This is a genomic window from Nonomuraea sp. NPDC003754, assembly GCF_053605785.1.
In genome coordinates this window covers 17,422-41,121 of sequence record NZ_JBSGJX010000006.1, presented here as the reverse complement: position 1 = coordinate 41,121, position 23,700 = coordinate 17,422, and the positions used below count along the sequence as shown (strand labels likewise).

Sequence of the window (23,700 nt, the reverse complement as noted above, 5' to 3'; positions counted from 1 at the left end):
CCCTCCGTCATGCGGGCGGCCGCGGTACGGCCGGCGCGCTTCAGCGGGAGGCCGCGTCCAGCAGGGCCAGTTCCTCGCCGCTCAGCCGCAGTTCGACGGCGTCCAGCAGCGGCTTGAGCTGGGCCGCCTCCCGCACGCCTGCCAGCGGAGCGGCGACGGTCGGCTGCGCGAGCAGCCAGGCCAGCGCCACCGACGCCTGCTCGACGCCCCGGCCGGCGGCCACGGTGGCCAGCGCCTCCAGCACGCGCGGTCCCCGCTCGGTGTTCAGGTACTCCCCGGCCCTCTCGGCGCGCGGGCTGTCGACGACCGCCCCGGGCGTGTACTTGCCGGTCAGGAAGCCCCGGGCCAGGCCCGCCCACGGCGTGCTCGACAGGCCCTCGCGCGCCACGACGTCGCGCAGCTCGCCCTCGTAGCCGCGCTCCACGAGGTTGTAGTGCTGCTGCAGCGCCACGTACCGGGCCAGCCCCTCCTCGTCGGAGACGCGCAGCGCCTCGGCCAGGCGGGGCGCCTCGTAGTTGGACGCGCCGAGGTAGCGCACCTTGCCCTCGCGCACCAGCGCGTCGAAGGCGGCCAGCGTGTCGGCCAGCGGGGTGTCACGGTCGTCGACGTGCGCCCAGTACAGGTCGATGCGGTCGGTGCGCAGGCGGCGCAGCGAGTTCTCGACGGCGGTGCGGACGGTGGCGGGCGACAGGCCCTGGAAACCGGCCAGCATGCCCACCTTCGTGGCCAGCACGATCGAGTCGCGGTTGCCGCGCTCGGCCATCCACTCGCCGATGATGATCTCCGACGTGGGCTCGCCCGTCGCCCAGCTCGGATACACGTCCGCGGTGTCGATGAAGTTGCCGCCCGCCGCCACGTAGGCGTCGAGGATCGCGAAGGACGCCTCCCGGTCGGCGGTCCAGCCGAAGGTGTTGGTGCCCAGGCAAAGAGGGAACACGGACAGGGCCGTGGTGCTGATCGTTCTCACCGGGCTATTATGCGCGGGTCTCATAAGGAGGCCGGATGGCGGGCCGGGTCATGGTGGCGGGCGGCCTGATCGTCCTTGCCGTCCTGACCGTCGTGGTCGCGGCGGGCGTGCTCCTCGGCGGTGCCCGGCGACCACCCGAACGGCCGCCGCCGAGAACGCCCGCCGTACCGGAGGCCTCCGCCGGGATCGGCAGGGTCACCGAGCAGCGGCTCGACGAGCGGCGCATGGAGCTGACGATCGAGTCCACGGCGCTGGAGGCCACCACCAGGGTCCGGCTGCTGCTGCCCGAGGGCTGGTCGCGCGCCGCCGACCGCACCTGGCCGGTGCTGTGGCTGCTGCACGGCGGCCTCGACAGCTACACCTCGTGGACCGCCAGGACCGACGTCGACCGGCTGACCAGGGACACCGGCGTCATCGTGGTCATGCCCGACGGCGGCAGGTGCGGCAGCTACTCCGACTGGTGGAACGGCGGCGCGGGCGGCGCCCCCCGCTGGGCCACCTACCACCTGAAGGAACTGCTGCCGTTGCTGGAGTCCCGCTACCGCGCGGGCAAGCAACGCGCCATCGCCGGGTACTCGATGGGCGGGCAGGGCGCGATGCTGTACGCCGCCGCGGGCCACTTCCAGGCGGCGGCCTCCTTCAGCGGCGCCGTCCACATCCTGGAGCAGGGAGTGCCGCAGGCGGTGATGGCGGGCACCACGGTCGGCTGCTTCGGCACCGACTGGAAGCGGATCTGGGGCGACCCCGACGCCCAGCGCGACATCTGGCGCGCGCACAACCCCTACGACCAGGCCGGCAGGCTCAGGGGCGTGACGCTGTACGTCGCCTCGGGTACGGCGGAGTTCTGGCAGGATCCCGCCGAGCACCTGGCGGGCAAGGCGGCCAAGGCGTTCGCCGCCCGGCTCGACGAGCTCGACGTCCCCACGCGGACGCACTTCTATCCGGGCAGGCACGATCACGCGCACTGGCAGCGGGAACTGCACCGTGCCTTCCCGCTGCTGATGCGCGCTATCGGCGCTCGCTGAGCCCCTGTCGCTCGCCGTGTCCCCGCCGGTCGCCGTGTCTGTGTCGCCTGCCGTGTCCCTGCCGCTCGGCGGGCCCCGGCTGCTCGCCGTCTCCTCACCGCTCGGCGGGCTCCTGCCGCCGGCCGGACTCCTGGGGACCCGGCTCGGCGTGGTCGGTGAGGGCGAGCGCGCGGGGCGTGAGCCACCACACCACGACCCCGGCCACCAGCATCAGCGCGGCTCCCGCGGCGCCCGTGACCGCGAGCGAGTCGGTGAAGGCGGCCTGCGCCTGGCGCGCCAGCGCCGCCCCCGCGGCGCCCGCCTCGCGCGCCACCTCCAGCGCGCCGCCCAGTGACTCCTGTACGGCATGCGCGGGCAGGCCGTCGGGCACCACCAGATGGGCCCGGTAGACGGCCGCCGCGACGCTTCCGAGCACGGCCACACCCAGCGCGGCGCCCAGCTCGTAGCTGGTCTCCTCGATCGCGGCGGCGCTGCCCGCCTTCTCCGGCGGCGCCCCCGCCATGATCACCGCCGAGGCGATGGCGAGCGACCCCATGCCCGCGCCCACCAGCAGCAGCGACAGCGCGACGGGGCCGTAGCCGAGCGGGCTCGGCGCCACGAAGAGAACCAGGAAGCCCACCCCGGCCACCAGCAGGCCGCCCGCCAGCACCGTCCGCGCGCCGATCCTGGCCGCCAGCGCGGGCGCCAGCGGCGACATCACGAACGCGCCGACGGCCGTCGGCAGCATGCGTACGCCGGTCTCCAACGGCGAGTAGCCCATGACGAGCTGCATCCACTGCGCGAGCAGCAGCATCATCGCGGCCATCGCGATCGAGGTGGTCAGCGCGGCCACCGTGCCCGCGCCGAACGACGGGCTGCCGAACAACCGGATCTCCAGCAGCGGGTCCCTCCTGGTCAGGCAGCGTCGCACGAACCAGGCCAGCGTCACCGCGGACGCCGTGAGCGCGATCCATCCCACGGGCTGCCCGGCGTGCTTGATGCCGTAGACGAGCGCGACCATGCCGACGATCGACAGCAGCGTACCCAGGGCGTCCCAGCGTCCGGGGCGCGGGTTGCGCGACTCGGGCAGCAGGATCAGCCCCGCCAGGATCGCCAGGGCCATCACCGGGACGTTCACCAGGAACGCCGCGTGCCAGCTGAACGCCTCCAGCAGCAGCCCGCCGAGGATGGGGCCGAGCGCGCCGCCCAGCGCCGCCATCGCCGACCAGACGCCGAGCGCGGTGGCCCGTTCCTTCGGGTCGGTGAAGACGGTGCGGATCATCGACAGCGTCGACGGCATGATCATCGCGCCGCCCACGCCGAGCAGGGCCCGGACCGCGATCAGCCCGGCGCCGCTGTCCACCAGCACCACCGCGACCGACGCCGTCCCGAACAGCGCGAACCCGCTGATCAGCATCCGCTTGCGGCCCCACCGGTCGCCGAGGGCGCTGACCGTGACCAGCAGCCCGGACACGGCCAGGGAGTAGGCGTCGACCATCCACAGCAGCTCGATCGCGCCGGGGCGCAGCTCCTCGGAGATGGCCGGCAGCGCCACGTTGAGGATCGTCAGGTCCATGACGACGAGCAACAGGCTCGCCGACAGGACGGCCAGCGCCGCCCAGCGGCGTTTGGTGGTCATCGGGCTGTTCCTTTCAGCCGGTCCGGTGGTCGCAGGGTCTCGCGTCGGCCGGGGGACAGGCCGTTGCCCGCCGGGATAGTTGCCCGCCGGGGCGGTGGCCCGCCCGGGACCCGTTGCCCGCAGGTCCCGGGCGGAGCTGGTCCGCTGGCCGGCCGGTCCCGGGGAAGCTGGTCCGCCCGACCCGGGGGAGCCGGTCAGCCGGTTCCGGGGGAAGAAGGCCGGCCGGTCCGAGGGGAGCCGGTCAGCCGGCCCCGCGGAAGAAGGTCTCGACCAGCAGCGCCGGCATGTCCCTGCGGGCCACGTCGCCCCTGCGCAGGCTCTCCCGCGCGCCGACGAGCAGGCCGTACCAGGCGTTGCTGATCCAGCGCACCGGCAGCCCGGCGCGCAGGACGCCGGCCCGCTGGGCGGCGGCGAAGAGCGCGATCTCGCGATCCTCCAGCTCGTCGGCGCGGCGCAGCAGGCCGGGGTTGACGCTCATGGCGTGGTCGGTCAGCGCGAACCCGTGCTCGTCGGCCACGTCGACCAGCGCGGTGAGCAGGTCGCTCAGGGTGCCGCGCAGGCGGTCGGGGTCGCTCTCGGCCGCCGCGGCGGTGATGCCGACGGAGTCCTGCGCCGCCTCCCAGCACGCCAGTGCCCGGCTGCCCAGGGCGACCAGGAGGTCGTCACGGCTGGAGAAGTGCCGGTGCAGGGTCGCCCTGCTGACGCCCGCGGCCTCGGCCAGGTCGGCCATGGAGGCGGTGGGCCTGGTGTTGAGGTGATGGATCGCCGCCGTGACGATCTGCTCCTCGGTCACCGCCATCGTACGCCTCCGTCTCGTTTGCGACACCAATGTCTCAAACGCTACACCATCTCGTCAAAAACGGTGATCTCTCCTTGGCGGCAGGGCTCGCGCGGCGGGGCCTTGGTTATGTTCGGGCTGTGCACGAGACCTCCTCGCCGCCTGACGCGGCACCCATCCACCAGGCCATCGACGCAAGCGACTCGAGGACGCGGATCCTGGACGCGGCGGAGGAACTGTTCGCGGGCGGCGGCTACGCGGCCACGCCGACCTCGTTGATCGCCAAGCTGGCGCAGGTGCCGAAGGGCCTGCTGTTCCACTACTTCCCGCGCAAGATCGACGTCCTGGTGGCGCTGGTGGACGAGCGGACGCTGGTGGAGGAGGTGAAGGAGGTCGACGCCGTCCCCGGCGATCCGGCCCGCACGCTGTCGAAGCTCGCCCGGCGGCTTCCGCTGCGCGCCTCACCGGCGATGCGCCGCATCCTGTTCAGGGAGGCAGACACGCACGGGTCGGTGCGCGAGCGGCTCGGGAGGCTGAACGGCGAGTTGATCGGCCGGGCCAGGTTCGCCCTGGAGCTGGCGCTTCCCGGCAGCCGAGGCGACAGGGCGCGGCTGGAGGTCGCGGCGGCGACGTTCGCGGCGGTGCTGCTCTACCAGGAGAACCTCTGCCAGCTGACCGGCCACCAGATCGATCCGGACGCCGTCGCCGAACTCATCGCCCACTCCCTGGTCTGAACCCCCGCCACCCCGTCCCTGCCCCGCCGTGCGGACACCGCCAGTGTGACTTTGTGGCGTTTTGTCCGAGATGATGGCGGCTCGGGCACGCGGACGCGCCCGGTCACACGAAACGGGGGCAGCACAGGTGGGACAGCGGATGACGCTGGTGGGCCGGCGGGCCGAGATCGCTCGGCTCGTCAACACGATCGACGCCGGGCGCAGCGCGGCCGCTGCCATGCTGCTGCTCGGCGAGGCAGGCACGGGCAAGACGGCGCTGCTGGAGGTAGCGGCCGAGCACGCGCGAGACGCCGGCACCCTCGTGCTCGCCGCCCGGGGATGCGAGGCGGAGGCGGAGCAGTCGTTCGCCTCGCTGCACCAGCTGCTCGTGCCGCTGCTGCCCAGGGCAGGGGATCTGCCCGCGCACCAGCGGGAGGCGCTGGAGACCGCCTTCGGGATCGTCCCCGCCACCCGGCCGCACGACCCGATGGTGCTCAGGGTCGGCGTGCTGGGTCTCCTGGCCGGGGTGGCCCGAGAACGGTCGGTCCTGCTGGTCGTCGACGACGTCCAGCACTTCGACCGCGACTCCCTCGACGTCCTCGCCTTCGTGATGCGGCGGCTCGGTACCGAGCCCGTGACGGTGCTGCTCGGCGCGCGCGGGCACACCCGGCCGGACGGCCTGGCCGCCGACCTGCCCACTCTCGCGCTGGCGCCGCTGAGCCGCCAGGCGTCGGCGCGGCTGCTGGACGCCCAGCCGGAGCCGCCCACCGGACGGGGCCGCATCGACCTGCTCGACCAGGCCGCCGGCAACCCGCTGGCCATCATCGAGCTGTGCCACGCCGTACGGGCCGGGCACGCGTGGCCGGGCGGCGGGCTCCCGCAGTCGCGGCGCATCCAGGAGATGTTCGCCGCGCGGCTGCGCGCGCTGCCGGCGGCAACCCAGCGGCTCGTCCTCTACGCCGCCGCCTCCGAGCACGGCGACCTGGACACGATCATGGCGGCGGCCGGGTCGGGCCAGGACCTCGGACCGTGGGCGCCGGCCGAGGAGGCGGGGCTCATCGTCATCGCCGACGGCCGGGTGGCGTTCCGGCACCCGCTCGTGCGCGCGGGGTCCTACTACAGCGCCACCGCGCATCAGCGGCAGCGGGTGCACACGGACCTCGCGGCCGTCCTGGGCGCCGATCCCGGGCGCCGCGCCTGGCACCTGGCCTTCGCGTGCCAGGGACGGGACGAGTCCGTCGCGGCGGCGCTGGAGGACAGCGCGGAGCTCGCCGAGCGGCGCGGCGGCCTCTTCGCGGCCGCGCGGGCGCTGGAGCGCGCGGCCGAGTGCAGCCCGGCGACAGAGGACCGCGCGCGACGGTACGCCAAGGCGATCAGGGTCATGAACAACGCGGGCGACTCCTCGTGGGTCCGCGAGCTCCATGAGAAGGTCACGGCCCTGACGCGGGACCCCGACCTGCTCGGCATGGCCGCCGGTTGCGCCGGCATGGCGCTGTCGCTGCTGGGCCGCCAGCGGGAGGCGTTCCGGCTGCTGATGCAGCCGTTCGAGCGCGACCGGCCCACGGACGGCAGGACGGCGCTCGCCGTGGCGTCGGCGCTGGTGGCGGTCGCGTTCCAGTCCGGGCTGCCGGAGGTGCGGCGGGTGCTGGCGCACCTGCTCGACGGGGTCGAGGCCGGGCCGGACGAGTCGCCCTACGCGGAGCTGGCGGAGGCCGCGAGCTTCGACGCGGTGCGCGCCGTGGTCCAGGCCGCGGTCGACCCGGTCGCCATCGCCCCCGTCATGGCGCAGCGGCTCGGCCGGCGCAATCCGCCGCCGGCGTCGACGGGCGTGGTGGAGGCGACCCGGCTGCACGGGCTCGGGGGGATCAGCTACTGGGCCGACGAATCGGACATGTGCGTCGCGTCCTTCCGCCAGGCGTTCGCCATGTACCGCGCGTTCGGCGCCATGGGCGTGACCGCGCAGTCCCTCACGCCGATGGCCTCGGTACTGATCGACACCGGCCGCTGGGCGGAGGCCGACGAACTGCTCGCGGAGGCGGCGACGCTCGCGACCGTCCACAAGTGGCGGCACGTCGAGATCGACGTCGAGGCGCTGCGCGTCACGCTGCGCGCCCTGCGCGGCCGGCCCACCGGCGGCATGCCGGAGGACCCCGAGTGGACGGCCGTCGCCCTGGAGGAGAACCGCGCCACCCACGCCCGGCTGCTGCACGCCGCCGGGACGGCGGCCGCCGCGGCGGGCGACTTCGACGGCGCGTGCCGCCACTTCCGGCAGCTGTTCGGGACGGACGGCGCGCCGCTGCACTACTTCCTGTCGCCCCGCTCGATCACCGACCTCGCCGCCGCCGCCCAGCGGATCGGCCGCCAGGAGGAGGTGGCGCCGATCATCGACGTGGTGCGCGAGGCCGCCGGCCCCCAGCCGACCACCCGCATGACGCTGCTGCTGCACCACGCCGCGGCCCTCGCCGGTGACCCGGAGCAGGCCGAACGCGACTTCCGGCTGGCCGTCGTCAACCCCGCCGGTGACGAATGGCCGCTGGCCCGAGCCAGGGCCCGGCTGCACTACGCCCAGTGGCTGCGGCGCAAGCGGCGCCCCCTGGAGGCCCGCGGGCTGCTCACCGTGGCGCTGGAGGCGTTCACCCGGCTCGGCGCGTCCGGCCTCGCCGACGAGACGCGCGGAGAGCTGCGGGCCGCGGGCGCCGCCGCCACGCCCGCCGACCCCGATCCGCTGTCCGAGCTGACCGCCCAGCAGCAGCAGATCGTCCGGCTGGCCGCGCGCGGGCTGCGCAACCGGGAGATCGCCGAGCAGCTCATGCTGTCCCCGCGCACGATCAGCTCGCACCTGTACCAGGTGTATCCGAAACTGGGTGTGAGCAGCCGCCACCAGCTGCGCGACTTCTTCGACGACCTGTGATCGACCTTCGCAGCCGTGACGAACGAGAGGTGAGCCCGTGGGATCCGCTTCCGAGGATCGTCGCGTCGTCCTCGATCCGCTGGTGCAGCGGCTCGTGGACGCGTCGTCCGCGCCGCCGTACCTGCACCAGCTGGGGCCGGTGGACGGCCGGCAGGCGCTGCTGGAGAGCCAGGGACACCCGCGCGACGACTTCGGGGTGGAGGTCGAGTTCCGCGTCGCGCCGGTCGGGCCGTCCGGGCTCGTCGGCTTCTGGGTGTTCCGGCCGGTACGGCCGGCCGGGCACCTGCCGGCGGTCCTCTACGTCCACGGCGGCCGGTGGATGCTCGGTGACGCCCAGACGCACGCGCGGCTGATCTGCGAGCTGGCCGAGCGCAGCGAAGCGGCGTTCGTCGTGCCCGAGTACAGCCGCACCCCGGAGGCGCGATATCCGGTGGCCGTCGAGGAGTCCTACGCCCTGCTGACCTGGGTGGCCGAGCACGCCGGCGGCCTGGGGCTGGACGGGCGGAGGCTGGCGGTCGCCGGTGACTGCGCGGGCGCCACCATGGCGACGGCGCTGACGATGCTGGCCAAGCGACGCGGCGGGCCCCGGCTGCGGGCGCAGGTGCTGTACTACCCGCTCGTCGACCCGCGCGCGGACACCTCCTCGCGGCGGGTGTTCGCCTCCGGTTACCTGCTGACGCGGGAGGCGCTGGAGTGGTACTGGGAACAGTACCTGGACGATCCCCGGGACGCCGCCGAGCCCACCGCCTCGCCACTGCGGGCGAGCATCGAGGCGCTCGCGGGCCTGCCGCCGGCGTTGATCGTCACCGCCGAGGCCGACGTGGTGCGGGACGAGGGCGAGCTGTACGCGCGGCGGCTCCTGGCGGCCGGCGTACGGGTGACGGCGGTGCGCTACCAGGGAACGGTGCACGACTTCGTGTCGCTGAACGCCGTGCGGGACAGCCCGTCGGCGCGTACAGCGGTCCGGCAGGGCGGCACCTTCCTGCGGGAGGCCCTGGGGACGGGGCGCTGAGCCCTGGTGGAGCCGATCGGCGGCCTCATCCGAAAAGGACAGTCAACATACTGATGCGTCCCGCATGAAGGATCGCCAGGCTGAGCTTCATGCACGACATCAAGCCCGTCCTCGAGGACGCCGCGCAGGCGTTCGTCGAGGCGACCAAGAACCCGCCGTTCCTCTACGACCTCGGCCCGGTCGAGGGACGTAAGGCCGTGGACTCCGTCCAGGACGGCGACGTCCCCGTGCCGGACGCCGACATCGAGGACCTGACCATCCCCGGCGGGCCCTCGGGCGAGGTCTCGATCCGCGTCTTCCGCCCGGCCGGCGCCCAAGGCGTCCTCCCCGTGGTCCTCTACATCCACGGCGCGGGCTGGGTGTTCGGCAACGCCCACACCCACAACCGGCTCGTGCGGGAGCTCACCACCCGCGCGGGGGCCGCGACGGTGTTCGTCAACTACAGCCTCTCGCCCGAGGCGAAGTACCCCACCGCGATCGAGGAGATCTACGCCACGCTGGTGTGGATCGCCGAGCACGGCGCCGAGCACGACCTCGACCCCACCCGGATCGCGGTCGCGGGCGACTCGGTCGGTGGCAACATGACCGCGGCCACCACTCTCATGGCCAAGCGGCGCAACGGCCCCAGGTTGGCCGCGCAGCTGCTGTTCTACCCGGTCACCGACGCGAACTTCGACACCGGCTCCTACGAGCAGTTCCAGTCGGGATACTTCCTCAGCCGCGACGGCATGAAGTGGTTCTGGGACCAGTACACGACCTCGCCCGAGGAGCGCGCCGAGATCACCGCCTCGCCGCTGCGGGCCTCCCTGGAGGACCTGGCAGGGCTGCCGCCCGCGCTGGTGATCGTGGCCGAGGCCGACGTGCTGCGCGACGAGGGCGAGGCGTACGCCGCCAAGCTCCGCGCGGCGGGCGTGCCGGTGACGGCGGTGCGCTACCAGGGGATCATCCACGACTTCGTGATGGTCAACGGGATGCGCGACACGCACGCGGCGACGTCGGCGACCCGCCAGGCGGGCGAGTTCCTCCGCGACGCCCTGCGCCCCTGACCTCTCCGCTTCGTACGGCTCGCGTCCGCGCGGGCCGTGCGCCCTTGACCTGTCCGCTTCGTACGGCTCGCGTCCGCGCGGGCCGTGCACCCCTGAACGGCGTGCGACCCCGCACGCCGGCGCGTTCCTGACGGCCTGCGCCCCCCGTGCCGCACCGGCCTCGGCCGGCGCGCGGCTCCGCCTGCCGTACAGCACAGAAAGGAAACCTTCATGGCAAGCACCACCCCCACCGTCGTCCTCGTGCACGGCGCGTTCGCCGACTCCTCCAGCTGGTCGGGCGTGATCGCCGAGCTGCAGGCGCAGGGCATCCCCGTCGTCGCCGCGCCCAACCCGCTGCGCGGGCTGGCCGCCGACGCCGCGTACATCGCCTCCGTGGCCGCCCAGATCGAGGGGCCGGTCATCCTGGTCGGCCACTCGTACGGCGGCGCGCTCATCACCGTCGCCGGCGTGACCGAGAACGTCGTCGGCCTCGTCTACATCGCCGCGTACGTCCTCGAAGAAGGCGAGAGCCTCGGCGAGCTGCAGGGCCGCTTCCCGGCCTCGCCGCTGGTCGCCAACCTGCGGCAGGCCACCTATCCGGTCGCGGGTGGCGACCCGGCGGTCGAGGTCACCATCACCCCGGAGGCCTTCCCCGAGATCTTCGCCGCCGACGTCCCGGCCGAGGCGACGAAGGTGCTCGCGGTGACCCAGCGCCCGCTGGCCGCCGGCGCCTTCGCCGAGACCGCCTCGGCGGCGGCGTGGAAGACCAAGCCCTCCTGGGCGCTGGTCGCCTCCGCCGACCAGGCGATCAACCCCGAGGTCGAGCGGTACGGCGCCAAGCGCGCGGGTGCGACGATCGTCGAGGTCGAGGGCGCGTCGCACGCCGTCGCGGTCTCCCGGCCGCGAGAGGTGGCCGCCATCATCCTCGACGCCGTCCGCGGCACCTCGGCCTGACACGACTCAGGCCGGCCCCGCCTGCCCGACGGGAGCCTGGCCGGCCCGGCCCTGTCTGACGCGAATCCCGCCGGCCCCGGCCGGCCTGACGCGAACCCGGCCTCGCGCGGCGCCCCGCCGCGCGCTGGTTCGACCGTGACCTTCACGCGCCGCCGTACGGGGAGGCGGGTCGTGCCGCCGAGGTGACGGTCACACCGGGGCGAGGTCGCGGGTGAGCGCGGTGAGCTCGTCCATCGCCGTCCGCAGGTGGTGCATCAGCCGCCACGCGTCGTCCACCCGGTTCGGGCAGGCGACGACGCCGAAGTCGAGCGCCCCGTCGTAGGAGAAGCAGGTGATGTTGACCCCGCCGCTGACATCGGTCAGCACCGACACCGGGTAGTACGACAGCACCCGCCCCCCGCACAGGTACAGCGGGAACTGCGGCCCCGGCACGTTGCTGATGATCAGGTTGATCGCCGGGCGCGCCACCGAGGCGAGCTTGAACACCGTCGGCGTCAGGGCCGAGATCGGCGCGGGCAGCATCGCGCACAGCTCGCTCAGCCAGCTCGCCGGCGACATCGCGAACCTGCGCTTGGCCGTGCGCATGGTCTCGCCCGTCTCGAGCAGCCGCTCGCGCGGGTCGGCGACGTGGGTCGGCAGCGGCGTGATCATGGCGGAGATCTGGTTGCGCGCGCAGTCGCGCCCCGCCGTCCGCACGGCCACCGGCACCGCGGCGATCAACGGCTGGCCGGGCAGCGCGCCATGCTCGTCCAGCCACGCCCGCAGCGCCGAGGCGCAGATCGCCATCACCACGTCGTTGACGCTCAGGCCGAAGCTCTTGGCGACCTGCTTGACCTCCTTCAACGGCACCGAGCCGAAGGCGAAGCGGCGCTCGCCGCTGATGGGGCCGTTCAGCGGGGTGCGCGGCGCCGACAGCGACGGCAGTTCGGGGCGCGGCCGGTCGTCGCCCGTGACGAACCTGGCGGCCCTGGCGATCAGCCGGGAACCCGGCAACGTCGCGACGACGGGGATCGCGTCGAGGTCGCCCGCGGCTCTGGTCAGCGAGCGCACCGCCTTGACCGGATGGGCGGCGGTCCGTACGGCGGCGCCCGCCAGCATGTCGAGCAGCCGTGGCGCCGGAGGCGGCGGGCACGAGGGCGGCTCGACCGTGCGCGGCTCGGGGGAGAGGTCGAGCAGCGCGGCCAGCGTCTCGGCGCCGGACACGCCGTCGATGGCGGCGTGGTGGACCTTGGTGTAGACGGCGACCCTGCCATCGGCCAGCCCGGTGATCAGGTGCATCTCCCACAGCGGATGCTCGCGGTCGAGATGGCGCATGTGGAGCGCGGCGACGGTCTCGGCCAGCTCCGCGTCGCCGCCCGGCGCGGGCAGCTCCACCTCGAACAGGTGGTTGTCGATGGAGAAACCGGGGTCGGGCGCCCAGTAGGGCAGGTCCAGCCCGAACGGCACGCCGGTCACCCGCAGGCTCAGCGCCGGCGACAGGTGCAGCCGCTCCAGCAGCAGCTCCGCCAGGCCCGCACGAGTGATCGCACCCGACGGAGCGCAGCTGGGGTCGAGGATCGCCACCCCCGCCACGTGCGCGGCGGTCGTCGCGGACTCGGCACTCAGGAACTGCGCGTCGAGCGCGGTCAGCTGCGTCATCGGGCCTCCCTCTGCACGATGCGTCCATCGTGCCTCTTCAGGATTTCAGGAACGTTTCCGCAAAAGTCTTCCAGATGAATTCCATGACGCAGACCAGCGATTGTCCGGAGCTTTATGACCTCCCAGCTCAGGTAATGGAAGTGACATTTACCTATCCTCTGGTCACCAGAATAGGGTGCCGGACGACCGCGTCGAAGTGGTAGCCGAAGGGGTGCCAGGACCGCTGGAGGGGCTGGCAGGCGCCGCTGTCGTCGCGGGCTCTGGCGAGCAGGGCGTTCGGGCCCTCCTCTCGCGGCGTCCAGGCGATCCGCCAGGGCAGCCAGGCGTCGTCCTGCAGGCCGCGCCGCTCGGCGGCATGCCAGGTCAGACCGTTGTCGGCGCTCACCTCGACATGCGTGACCCGGCCGGTGCCCGACCACGACCTGCCGTACAGGACGTGGCGCACGCCGGCCTTGAGTATGGCCGGCCACGGCAGCTCGAACGCGCTTTTCACGGTCATGGTCGTGACCCCTGGGTAAAAAAGAGTGTTCCACGGCGTGAACAACTCCTTGGTCGACACCTCCAGGTCGCCGAGCCATTTGACGGAGGCGATTCCGGCCCAGCCGGGAACGATGAGACGGGCGGGGAAACCGTGGTCGGGAGGGAGGGGCGCGCCGTTCATCTCGTAGGCCACGAGGACGTCGTCGAGCGCCTTTTCCACGGGCAGCGGGCGGCGCACGTGGCCGAGGTTCACGCCCTCGTGCACGAACGGCTGGTCGAGACCCGTCGCCAGCACGTCGACCGCGCCGGCGCGCAGGCCCGCCAGCTCCAGCAGGTGCCCGAGCGGCACGCCCTTCCACCGGGCGACGCCGACCGCGCCCAGGCCCCACTGCATGCCGGGGGCGGCCCGGCGCTGCTGGGTGCCGTAGAAGCGGCGGCCGTTGCCCGCGCACTCCAGCGCGATGTCCCTGGTGCGGGACGGCATGGCGCGCAGCTGGTCGTAGCCGATCAGCAGGTGGCGGCGCAGGCCGCCGCCGTGCAGGCGCAGCCGCCAGGAGGCGGCGTCCACGCGCGGCGTGGAGGTGTGGTTGCGGACGAAGAAGCGGTCGGTGGGGGTGTGGTAACCCTGGCCCGCCATCGCTTCCCAGCGCGTCTCGGCACTGCCATCGTGGAGGGTGAACAGGTGAGCCGGCAGGGGTTTGACGATGGTGTCGGTGGCTAGCCTCATGGTTCCACTAATTCCCTACCTATTAACCATCCAATCCTCCGTGCGCGCACCTCGTCAGGGTCAGCGGATCGCCACCAGGATGACGTCGCCCCCCATCCGCCACGCGCGGCTCAGCGGCCGAGGAACGCCAGCAGCCTGTCGATCGGCCACGTATTGATCACGTCGTCGGGCGTCAGCCACGCCCGCTGCGCGATGCCCACGCCGAAGCGCTGGTTGCCCAGGTGCGGGATGGCGTGGGAGTCGCTGTCGATGGAGAACTTCACCCCGTGGTGCTTGGCCAGCCGTACCAGGTCGGCGGGCAGGTCGGAGCGGTCGGGGAAGGAGTCGATCTCCATGGCCGTGCCGGTGCGGGCCGCCGCGCGGAAGACCGCCTCCCAGTCGGCGTCGACGGGCTGCCGCTTGCCGATCTTGCGGGTGGTGGGGTGGCCGATGATGTCGACGTGGGGGTTCTCGCAGGCGGCGATGAAGCGCCTGGTCATCTCCTCGCGGCTCTGGGTGAAGTGGGAGTGGACCGAGGCCACGCACACGTCGAACTGGCTCAGCACCTCGCCCGGCCAGTCGACCGAGCCGTCGGGCGCGATGTTGAGCTCGGTGCCGTGCAGCAGCCGCATGCCGGGGTAGGCGTCCTGCAGCTTCCGCAGGGCGCCGCGCTGCTCGATCGCCTTGTCGAGCGTCATGCGCTGCATCGCCAGGTCGGGGGCGTGGTCGGTGACCGCGTAGTAGGCGTAGCCGAGCGCGTGGGCCGCCGCCACCATCTCCTCCAGCGAGGCGATGCCGTCGGTGAGGTCGGTGTGGGTGTGAAGGTCGCCCCGCAGATCCTCCAGGGTGACCAGCGCGGGCAGTTCGCCGCGCAGCGCCGCCCGCACCTCGCCGCCGTCCTCGCGCATCGTCGGCGGCACCCACTGCATGCCGAGCGCGGCATAGATCTCCTCCTCGGTCTGCGCCGCGATCACCCGCTCGCCCTCGAACAGGCCGTACTCCGACAGCTTCCAGCCCTTCTTCACCGCCATCTCGCGGATGGCGACGTTGTGCTCCTTGGAGCCGGTGAAGTAGATCTGCGCGGCCCCCCACGACTCGGCCGGCACCCTGCGCAGGTCGATCTGGATGCCGCTGGTCGTGCGCACCGAGGTCTTCTTGTCGCCGGCGGCGATCACCTCGGCCACGTACGGCTGCGCCCGGAAATCCTCCATGATCGACTCGGGCGCCACGGCCAGGATGTCGATGTCGCCGATCGTGTCCTTCATCCGCCGCAGCGACCCCGCGTAGGCGATCCGCTCGGCGCTCAGGCTCGCGATGATGCTCTCGGCCAGCGACATCGCCACCCCGATGTGGACCCGCCGCCCCGCCTGCTCCAGCTGCTCGATGCCCTTGACCAGGTTGGCGAGCGTCTTGGGCCCCAGCCCCTTGACTCCGTCGAGCCGCCCCGCGCCGATCGCCTCGGCCAGCGCCGCCGGGGAGTCGATGCCGAACTCCTCGAACAGCATGATCGCGGTCTTGGGGCCGAGCGTCGGCACCCTGGTCAGGCTCCGCACCCCCGCGGGCACCCGCTCGCGCAGCGCGTCGAGCTGGCGGAAGCTGCCGCGCTGCAGGAACTCCTCCATCTTCAGCGCGATCGCCTCGCCCACGCCCGGCACCTTGCGCACGTCGACCTGCGCGATGTCGTCGGGGAACCCGGCGATCGCCTTGGCCGCCTTCTGGTAGCTGCGCACGCGGAAAGCGTCGCCACCGGTGAGCGCGAAGAGCTCCGAATACTCCTGAAGGGCGGCTGCCGCCTCGTCGTTAGCCCGTGCCATGCGCCCCAGCGTAGGGGAGCGCTCTGACACTTCCAGATCACGGATCGGCCTGAATTGAATGTCGCCCCTTGTGTCAGGTCAGGTGCGTTCAGTACGAACGGATCTGAACCATCTGGAGGAACTTCGTGCGCTTACGTGTTCTGATCCCTCTGCTGTCCGTTCTGCTGCTTCCCTCCGGTACGGCTGCCGCCGACCCCACGCCACCCGTCAGGGACTTCGGCAACGGGGCCGACCGCAACGAAGAAGCCGCCGGAGTGGGGCGGTCCGCAGCCGAGTCCGCCAAGACCCTGCGTGACGGCGCGCCCGAGCTGACCTGGCGCGCCGACCGCAGCCGCGGCTACCCCCGCACGAACACGCTGCCGATCCCGCCGGAGAACCCCGCCGACGCCTCCATCAAGCTCGGGCTCGTCCCGCACCACGCCATCGCCGCGAGGCTCAACCGGCTCCAGGCCGTCGGCGACAGGGTCAGCGCCGAGGTCGTGGGCCGTTCGGCGGGCGGGCGCGAGATGTACCTGGTCACGGTCACCGCCCCCGAGAGCGCCGCCGAGACGCGCAGGCAGGAGCGGCTGCGCCGGCAGATCGCCGAGGGCAGGCAGGTCGACGCCAGGCGGTACAAGGCGCCGGTCTTCGTCAACGGCAACATCCACGGCAACGAGTGGGAGGGGACCGACGCCAACCTGCGCGTCATCGAGGAGCTGGCCACCAGCACCGAGCCCCGGATCAAGGACCTGCTCGAGCGCACCCGCCTGTACTTCAACATCACCGCCAACCCCGACGGCCGCGTGCTCGGCCAGCGGCCCAACGCCGACGGCTTCGACCTCAACCGCGACTTCGTCACCGCCTCCCAGCCGGAGACGCGGGCGATGCGCCAGATCATGATCGACAACCAGCCGGTCGTCATGATCGACCTGCACGGCTACGTCAACGGCACCCTGGTCGAGCCGACCACCCCGCCGCACGGCGCCAACTACGAGTACGACCTGTTCATCAAGAACGCCTACGCCAACGCGCTGGGCATCGAGCAGGCCATCCTCGCGCTCGGCTACACCCCCGAGAAGGACGGCACGTTCCCGCCGCAGATCCCCTTCCGCGACTCCGCCGAGGGCTGGGACGACTGGCCGCCGATCTTCACACCGCAGTACGCCCCCTTCCACGGCGCGGTCGCCTCGCACACCATCGAGTTCCCCATGCGGGTCAACGGCAGCGAGTACACCAACCAGCCCGTGGCCGAGCTGCAGCGCCGCAGCCGCATCAACGTCGACATCGCCGCCGCCGCGATCAGGGCCACCTACACCTTCGTCCAGAACAACAGGGAGAAGCTGGTCGCCGACCAGATCGAGGTGTTCAGGCGGGGCGCGGCGGGCGAGCCGTCCAGGCAGGTGCCGCTCGGCATCGTGCCGGGCTTCGGCCCCGAGGACGTCTACAACACCACCTACCCGCGCGCCTACGCCATCCCCGCCTCGGGCCCGTCGGCCGCGCGCCTGGTCGACCACCTCATCGCCAACGACGTGCGGGTCGACAGGGCGCTGCTGTCCTTCCGCGCGGGCGGCAGGACCTACCCGGCCGGCACGTACGTCGTGGACCTGCGCCAGCCCAAGCGCGGCCTGGCCAACGTCATGCTGGAGGCGGGCGCCGACATCAGCGGGCGGGTCGACGCGATGTACGACATCTCCGGCTGGAGCCACGGCCTGCTGTGGGGCGCGACCGCCGACCCGGTCGCCGACCGGCGCTTCCACGTGGCGTCCGTGCCGGTCAAGGTCGCCTCTCCCACCGGCGACGTGCCGCGCGGCGGCGGGCCGCTCGCGCTGAAACTGGACGACGCCAAGGCGGTGCGCGCGCTCAACGACCTGCTCGGCCAGGGCGTGGCCGTCACCCTCGCGGCCGACGGCAGCGCGATCGTGCCGGCCTCGGCGCGCCAGGCCGCCACCACCGCCGCCGACCGGTACGGCGTGCCGTTCACCAGGGCCGCGCAGACCACGGGCACCCCGCTGTCCAGCGTGCGGATCACCGCGGCCGCCTCCGCCGACGAGCTGTTCACGCTGCGCGAGATGGGCTTCGCCGTCACCCCCGTCTCGACCACCGTGCTGAACGCGGGCTTCGACTGGAGCGGCACCGACGTGCTGTACGTCTCCAGCGGCCTGTCGTTCCCGGCGCTCAACCCCCAGGCCAGGGCGGCGCTCGAGGCATTCCTCGCCAAGGGCGGCGTCGTCACCCGGGGCGGCACGGGCGCGAACTTCAACGCCGCGGCCGGGCTGCTGACCGTGACCGCCGTGGCGGGCCGCGGCGACGCCAACGGCGTGGTCAGGATGAACGCCGCGGGCTCCACCGGTCCTGGCGCCGTCGGCGCGGGCTCGCCCGCGCACTCCTTCGTCTACTCGCCACGCTGGTTCACCGCGCTCGGCCCCGAGGTGAAGGTCGAGCAGTCCTACGCCGCCGAAGGGCCGCTGGTGTCGGGCCACTGGCGGGCCAACCCCGACGGCAGCGGCGGCCCCGAGGCCGCGCGCGGCCAGGCGGCGGTGGTCAGCGGCAGGGACGAGCGGGGCGCGGCCGTGGTGCTCTTCGGTACCGAGCCGATGTTCCGCAACCACCCCAAGGGCCTGTTCCCGCAGGTGGCCAGGGCGCTGTTCTGGACCTCCGCGTCGGCGAAGGTCCTGACCCCGTAGACGGGCTGCGTGGGCGTCCCCCCTCGCCCACGCCGCACACCGCGAGAGCCGGGCCGTACCCCCCTGACGGCCCGGCTCCCGCCTGTCCGGGGGCACCCGGCATGACGGCGTCCCGGAGCTGACGTGAGTGAGGCGGCAGGGTCAGGGCAAGCCGATCCACGCGGTGAGGCCCGCTGGAGGATCCCCGCCGCGTGGGCCGGTCAGAAGCGCACCTCGCGCGGCCGGTAGGGCTCGGCCAGGAAGGCCGGCTCCTTGTCCGTCAGCTCCACCGCCACCGCGTCGTCGACGTGCCTGTCCTTGGTGGCGCCGATGTCGACAGCCGTGCGCCACCCTGCGCATCGCCTGCTGTCTTCGATCACACGAGCCCTGGTTTTGGTGCTTCACATCGCCTTTGACTTGTTATCGCCTTCCACTGTGGTGATCCGGGCGTAGGAATAATGTGCTGCTCGAGTACACCTGGAATGCGGACGAGGCCGAGGAGTGATGCATGGGGGTGTCCGAGGGGCTGCAGGCGGAAGATCCGCGGCAGGTGGGCCCGTACCGGATCGTGGCCCGGCTGGGCGCGGGCGGAATGGGCCGAGTCTACCTGGGGCGCTCAAAAAGCGGCCGGGCGGTGGCGGTGAAGGTGGTCCGGCCCGATCTGGCCGAGGATCGCGAATTCCGGCGCCGGTTCGCCCGTGAAGTGGCTGTGGCCCGTACGGTGAACGGCTTCTTCACCGCGGGCGTGGTCGCTGCCGACCCTCATGATTCACCGCCCTGGCTGGCCACGGCATTCGTGCCGGGGATGTCACTGGATGAGGCGGTAGCCGACCATGGGCCATGGCCGGAGGCGTCGGTGTTGGCGTTGGGAGCGGGGCTGGCCGAAGCGCTGGAGTCGATCCACGCCGCCGGCGTCGTTCACCGGGACTTGAAGCCGTCGAACGTGTTGCTGGCCGCCGACGGGCCCCGGGTCATTGACTTCGGGATCTCGGTAGCGGCCGAGGACAGCAGGCTGACTCAGACGGGCGTGGCCGTGGGAACTCTCGGGTTCATGTCTCCGGAGCAGTTGACCGGCGCCCCGGTGGGACCGGCCAGCGATGTGTTCTGCCTTGGGGCGGTGCTGGCGTTCACCGCCATGGGAAAGGGACCCTTCGGGACCGGCTCGTGGCAGATGCTGCTCTACCGTACCGTGTACCGGGAACCCGACCTTGCGGCGCTTACGCCCACGCTGCGGTCGGTGGTGGCGAGGTGCCTCGCCAAGCAGCCTGAACAGCGGCCAAGCGCGCCAGCCCTTCTGGATGAGCTGGCCGAGAACATCACCGGCGCATCCACCATCGTCGAGTTCTTCACCGAGTCCGCCTGGCTGCCCGACAATGTGGCACGGGTCGTACAGACCCACGTCGCCACACCGCCGCCCGCTACGCCCCCGCCACTTACGCCCTTCGGCCCGCACCGAACACTGCCGCTCACGGACACGCCTGGGGCTTCTGAAGCACAGGCCAAGCCGATCGTACAGCGGGCGGCGCAGCTCCCTGACAGTAACGCGCAGGCACATCAAGCCGCCAATCGCCCAACCGAGGGACTCGGCAGCCGTGGTCTGTCACGCCCCTCCAAAGAAGGCAGCCCCCGCCGAGAAGCAGCCGCAGACGGCCCGGCGGATGGCCGCACAGGGATATCACGCCGGACGGCCCTGCTCGGGCTTGCGGGCATTGGCGCCGCAGCGGCCGGCGTCATCGGCTCGCGACTCCATGATCAGCGCCCCTCCCTCGGGGCGCAGCAGTGGGCCTTCAGTACAGGCGGCAGGGTGCGCTCGTCTCCCACGATCGCCGACGGGGTGGTCTACATCGGCGACGAAGCCAACAAGCTGTACGCCGTCGACGCCACCACCGGACGCGAGCGCTGGTCCTTCGCCACCGGCGGCTCGGTGCACTCGTCTCCCGCGGTCGCCGGCGGGATGGTCTACGTCGGCAGCTACGATCACAAGCTGTACGCCGTCGACGCCACCACCGGACGCGAGCGCTGGTCCTTCACCACCAGCGACATGGTGTCCTCGTCTCCCGCGGTCGCCGACGGGGTGGTCTACGTCGGCAACGAAGCCAACAAGCTGTACGCCGTCGACGCCACCACCGGAGGCAAACGCTGGTTCTTCACCACTGGCGACTCGGTGCGCTCGTCTCCCGTGGTCGCCGATGGGGTGGTCTACGTCGGTAGCTGGGACGACAAGCTGTACGCCGTCGACGCCACCACCGGAGGCAAACGCTGGTCCTTCGCCACCGGCTATTTGGTGCTCTCGTCTCCTGTGGTCGCCGGCGGGGTGGTCTACGTCGGCAGCCAGGATCACAAGCTGTACGCCGTCGACGCCACCACCGGACGCGAGCGCTGGTCCTTCACCACTGGCGACTCGGTGCACTCGTCTCCCGTGGTCGCCGATGGGGTGGTCTACGTCGGCAGCTACGATCACAAGCTGTACGCCGTCGACGCCACCACCGGACGCGAGCGCTGGTCCTTCGCCACCGGCGGCTCGGTGCACTCGTCTCCCGCGGTCGCCGACGGAGTGGTCTACGTCGGCAGCAACGACAACAAGCTGTACGCCATCACCGCGTGATTCCGTGCCGGCCGAAGAATTTCGCGTCCGCGTCTTATCTGGCGACGGAGCGGCCGAAAGGACGCGTTCCCGTTCATCGGCCGATCGGAGCGACGCGCGTTTCCCGCTGGGACCCGGACGATTTCGGCCGGATCCCGGCGCACTTCATCGGAGTGTGGACATTATGATTTCTTACCCTTGTCCAGCTGCGGGCGTCGCGAATTTCGCCTCGTCGGCCACGAAGTTCAAGCAGGCGAGCGCCGAACTGCTCGTCTCGCTGAGGCCGCGCTTCGTATTCACCTCAACCCAGTTGCCCCGCTGGTTGTAGAGGTCTATTTCTTTCTGGAGTTCCTTGGCCTGGTTCTGCAGGGCAACCTTGATCGGATCGGGGATGTTCGGCTGCTTCAGGTCCTCCTCGGTCAGGTCCTTCATCTTCGTGAGCAGCGGCACCACTGCGGTGCTGCCGCTGTAGCCGGAAGACCTGAAGGGGTTCTCCGAGGCCAGTTGGGTATCGATGTGCTGGAACTCTGTGACGTGCTGGCAGCCGGCGACGTTCCTGATGTTGCACATGCCGGAAGCTGGGTTCCAACCCCCCTCGGCGCCGTCCGTGCAGTAGGCCGGTATGTTCGCCGCCGACTTCCCGACGCCACTGCTGTTCACTGTCGACGTCCCGTCGCCACTGCCGAGAGCCGCCCACGCTCCTACCCCGATCGCCGCCGCGACCGCCACGCCGTAAGCGATCAGGACGAACTTGTTCTGCCGTGCCATGTCCACCCCTATATATTCGTATGGTTGAGAAAAGCGGGACAATGAATGAAACGGCTGCTGAAGCCAGGTTCCGTTTCATCGGATTGATGGTCTGATCGGATTCCCAGGCCGGGTGCTCCTCACCCCCAGCAGAGTGAACCCAGATCCTTCGCGTCCTCGCTCAGCTGTCTCATGGCGAGCCTGGTGGCGTTGGTGTCGGGGGTACGTCCGGCCTCGATGTCGGAGAGTTGAGCGTCGAACGCGTCGGCCTGAGCGGTCAGGTCTCCGGCCATGTTGTGGATCTTCGCCTTGACCGCCGGTATCGTGGCGCGGCCGGCGAGATACGAGATCTGCCTGACACCATCACGCAGAGCCGCACTGGTAGCGTTCGCCTTGTCAGCCCGACCGCGATTGGAGTCGCCCAGTGCGATGGCAGACAGTCGCAGGGCGTTGCCAGCCGTCTGGACCGCAGCGGTGCACAAGCTCGCGTCCGGTCCGGGGCTGCGGCTGATGGTCGGTTCGGCAGCGGACGACGAACTGTCACCGCCGCTTCTGCTCGTCGTGATGTCCGCCGATTCCGCCCCTGTGTAGGGTGTCTCGGCGGCCTTCCCGCGGAACTGGGAAGCGACAGCGAAAGACAGCAGCCCGGCCATCCCGACGCCGAGCAGTGACAGTATGGGCCGCACCCAGGTACGCCTTGGACCGGTCTCTGTCAGCGGCGGCAGTGTTGCCGTCCGCGTGGGCGGCGGTGTGCCGTCCAGCATCCGTAGTACCGAGTCGACGCCGGGCCGGGTTTTCGGATCCTTGTCCAGCAGCGCGATGATCACCGGTGCCAGGTGCCCGGCACGGACCGGATCGTCCGGTTGCTCGTGGGCGATGGCGTGCATCGTGGGCAACATTGCGCCCCGCTCGAACGGGGAGACGCCGGTGGCCGCGTGGTACAAGGTCACCCCAAGCGACCATAGATCTCCGGGCGGACCTTCTACGCCATCCAATCGCTCGGGGGCGATGTAAGCGACCGTGCCGATGACGGCTCCGGTCTTGGTGATCTGGGTGTCGGCGTAGTGCTTGGCGATCCCGAAATCCGTGACCAGAACGTCGCCGCCGTCGGTGACCATGATGTTCGGCGGTTTGATGTCCCGGTGGATGATGCCGATGCCGTGTGCTGCCCCGAGCGCGGCAAGGACGCCCTGAGCGATCCGGTTGATCAGCGCGATGGGAAGACCGTCGGGCTCGGCCTCCAGTAACTCGGCAACCGACCGTCCACGGACGAGGCGCATCACCGTCCACGGCAGCCCGGCATGCTCGACGACATCGTGAACTGCCACGATGTTCGGATGCTCGCGTAGCGAGGCGGCGTGCTGTGCCTCTTTGCGGGCGTATGCGAGGACGGCCGGGCGGGTGGTGCTCGGGGTGTCCAGTCGGACGGACTTGACCGCCACGTCGACGTTCAGGCTCAGGTCCCGGGCCTCCCATACCTCACCCATGCCCCCACTGCCCAAGCGCTTGATCAGTTCGTACCGGCCAGCGATGAGCGTGCCCGGTGAAGTCTCGCTCACCAAATCCGCGGCCCCGCCATGAGACTCGATATTGACTCCTGTCCGAGAGCGTAGCGTAAGGGCGAAGTCAGGTGTTTGAAAACGGTTCTGCTGACAATCCTTGCTCGACGTCGATTTGTCGGCGGGTTTCGGTCGCCGATCGACACAGATCACCTTTGCCCTCTTAAAGGGCGTTTTGTTGCGAAAAGTGGTGAAAGGTGCCTTCATTCAACGGCTTCACCTTGGGCGACCGGTCCGGCATATCACTGATGGGTGACCGACGGAGAGATGGCCACCGTCTGTCGCAGCCTTCTCCGACGCGCCACCAAGGAGGGCCGAGGGTGCAGAGGGACGGAGCCTCATGCGTTCCCTTCTCTCCGCTCTGCCCCGGCGAGCTGGATCACGTCGTCCTGGTGGCGGTGGTTTCCGATCGTCTGGTGGTCTGTCTCGGTGATTGGGAGCGCGCGGGCGGCGCCGGCCGGGACCAGCCGAAGAGCCGCAGCCCGGCCGGGCGGCCGACGCGCGCCCCTGATCGTGCAATGAAAGTC

At 71.5% G+C, this 23,700-nt stretch carries 17 protein-coding genes; 8 read left to right on the top strand and 9 right to left on the bottom strand.

Translation table 11 applies throughout. The features are described from left to right. Positions 1-40 precede the first annotated feature (40 nt). On the bottom strand, positions 41-967 hold the full coding sequence (locus ACWEVS_RS09620; protein ID WP_354907244.1) for an aldo/keto reductase: 927 nt from the start codon (positions 965-967) through the stop codon (positions 41-43). A 35-nt stretch (positions 968-1,002) separates the two neighbouring features. Here ACWEVS_RS09620 and ACWEVS_RS09615 point away from each other — a divergent pair, with 35 nt between their 5' ends. Further along, positions 1,003-1,992 (top strand): alpha/beta hydrolase, encoded by a 990-nt coding sequence (locus ACWEVS_RS09615; RefSeq protein WP_452550823.1) that lies wholly within the window; start codon positions 1,003-1,005, stop codon positions 1,990-1,992. A 94-nt stretch (positions 1,993-2,086) separates the two neighbouring features. Here ACWEVS_RS09615 and ACWEVS_RS09610 read toward each other — a convergent pair whose 3' ends face one another. Both ACWEVS_RS09610 and ACWEVS_RS09605 read right to left on the bottom strand, forming a co-directional pair. After that, positions 2,087-3,610 (bottom strand): MFS transporter, encoded by a 1,524-nt coding sequence (locus ACWEVS_RS09610; protein ID WP_452413857.1) that lies wholly within the window; start codon positions 3,608-3,610, stop codon positions 2,087-2,089. A gap of 241 nt (positions 3,611-3,851) precedes the next feature. Then, positions 3,852-4,409 carry a TetR/AcrR family transcriptional regulator gene (locus ACWEVS_RS09605; protein ID WP_449927556.1) on the bottom strand — a complete coding sequence of 186 codons (558 nt, stop codon included), beginning with the start codon at positions 4,407-4,409 and terminating at the stop codon, positions 3,852-3,854. A gap of 119 nt (positions 4,410-4,528) precedes the next feature. Here ACWEVS_RS09605 and ACWEVS_RS09600 point away from each other — a divergent pair, with 119 nt between their 5' ends. From ACWEVS_RS09600 to ACWEVS_RS09580, 5 genes are all read left to right on the top strand, one after another. Continuing rightward, positions 4,529-5,122 carry a TetR/AcrR family transcriptional regulator gene (locus ACWEVS_RS09600; RefSeq protein WP_354907239.1) on the top strand — a complete coding sequence of 198 codons (594 nt, stop codon included), beginning with the start codon at positions 4,529-4,531 and terminating at the stop codon, positions 5,120-5,122. A 139-nt stretch (positions 5,123-5,261) separates the two neighbouring features. Next, positions 5,262-8,012 carry an AAA family ATPase gene (locus tag ACWEVS_RS09595; RefSeq protein WP_452550821.1) on the top strand — a complete coding sequence of 917 codons (2,751 nt, stop codon included), beginning with the start codon at positions 5,262-5,264 and terminating at the stop codon, positions 8,010-8,012. Between the two features lie 37 nt (positions 8,013-8,049). Continuing rightward, a complete protein-coding gene (locus tag ACWEVS_RS09590; protein ID WP_452413854.1) occupies positions 8,050-9,024 on the top strand; it encodes an alpha/beta hydrolase in 975 nt (324 codons plus the stop codon). Between the two features lie 89 nt (positions 9,025-9,113). Beyond that, positions 9,114-10,070, top strand: coding sequence for an alpha/beta hydrolase (locus ACWEVS_RS09585; protein WP_452550819.1), 957 nt, complete (start codon positions 9,114-9,116; stop codon positions 10,068-10,070). 210 nt (positions 10,071-10,280) lie between these two features. Then, on the top strand, positions 10,281-11,003 hold the full coding sequence (locus tag ACWEVS_RS09580; RefSeq protein ID WP_452550818.1) for an alpha/beta fold hydrolase: 723 nt from the start codon (positions 10,281-10,283) through the stop codon (positions 11,001-11,003). 189 nt (positions 11,004-11,192) lie between these two features. On the opposite strand, the gene ACWEVS_RS09575 is transcribed toward ACWEVS_RS09580, so the two are convergent. The 3 genes from ACWEVS_RS09575 to polX all read right to left on the bottom strand — a co-directional run bounded on the left by ACWEVS_RS09575 (position 11,193) and on the right by polX (position 15,641). Continuing rightward, positions 11,193-12,641 (bottom strand): WS/DGAT/MGAT family O-acyltransferase, encoded by a 1,449-nt coding sequence (locus tag ACWEVS_RS09575; RefSeq protein ID WP_452550816.1) that lies wholly within the window; start codon positions 12,639-12,641, stop codon positions 11,193-11,195. Between the two features lie 151 nt (positions 12,642-12,792). Then, positions 12,793-13,848, bottom strand: coding sequence for a sulfite oxidase (locus ACWEVS_RS09570; RefSeq protein ID WP_452550814.1), 1,056 nt, complete (start codon positions 13,846-13,848; stop codon positions 12,793-12,795). 110 nt (positions 13,849-13,958) lie between these two features. Further along, a complete protein-coding gene (polX, locus tag ACWEVS_RS09565) occupies positions 13,959-15,641 on the bottom strand; it encodes a DNA polymerase/3'-5' exonuclease PolX (RefSeq protein ID WP_452550813.1) in 1,683 nt (560 codons plus the stop codon). Positions 15,642-15,766: 125 nt separating this feature from the next. Here polX and ACWEVS_RS09560 point away from each other — a divergent pair, with 125 nt between their 5' ends. Next, the gene (locus tag ACWEVS_RS09560; protein WP_452550812.1) at positions 15,767-18,304 is read left to right on the top strand and encodes a M14 family zinc carboxypeptidase; all 2,538 of its coding nucleotides are present in this window, start codon (positions 15,767-15,769) and stop codon (positions 18,302-18,304) included. A 200-nt stretch (positions 18,305-18,504) separates the two neighbouring features. Here ACWEVS_RS09560 and ACWEVS_RS09555 read toward each other — a convergent pair whose 3' ends face one another. Beyond that, complete coding sequence (locus ACWEVS_RS09555) at positions 18,505-18,663, bottom strand: hypothetical protein (protein ID WP_452550810.1); 159 nt, start codon at positions 18,661-18,663, stop codon at positions 18,505-18,507. 128 nt (positions 18,664-18,791) lie between these two features. On the opposite strand from ACWEVS_RS09555, the gene ACWEVS_RS09550 reads away from it, so the two are divergent. Further along, the gene (locus tag ACWEVS_RS09550; protein ID WP_452550809.1) at positions 18,792-20,888 is read left to right on the top strand and encodes a serine/threonine-protein kinase; all 2,097 of its coding nucleotides are present in this window, start codon (positions 18,792-18,794) and stop codon (positions 20,886-20,888) included. Between the two features lie 171 nt (positions 20,889-21,059). Here ACWEVS_RS09550 and ACWEVS_RS09545 read toward each other — a convergent pair whose 3' ends face one another. Together ACWEVS_RS09545 and ACWEVS_RS09540 are read right to left on the bottom strand one after the other, a co-directional pair. Beyond that, positions 21,060-21,635 (bottom strand): hypothetical protein, encoded by a 576-nt coding sequence (locus ACWEVS_RS09545; RefSeq protein ID WP_452413840.1) that lies wholly within the window; start codon positions 21,633-21,635, stop codon positions 21,060-21,062. Between the two features lie 119 nt (positions 21,636-21,754). Beyond that, positions 21,755-23,380, bottom strand: coding sequence for a serine/threonine-protein kinase (locus ACWEVS_RS09540; protein ID WP_452550807.1), 1,626 nt, complete (start codon positions 23,378-23,380; stop codon positions 21,755-21,757). Positions 23,381-23,700: the final 320 nt, after the last annotated feature.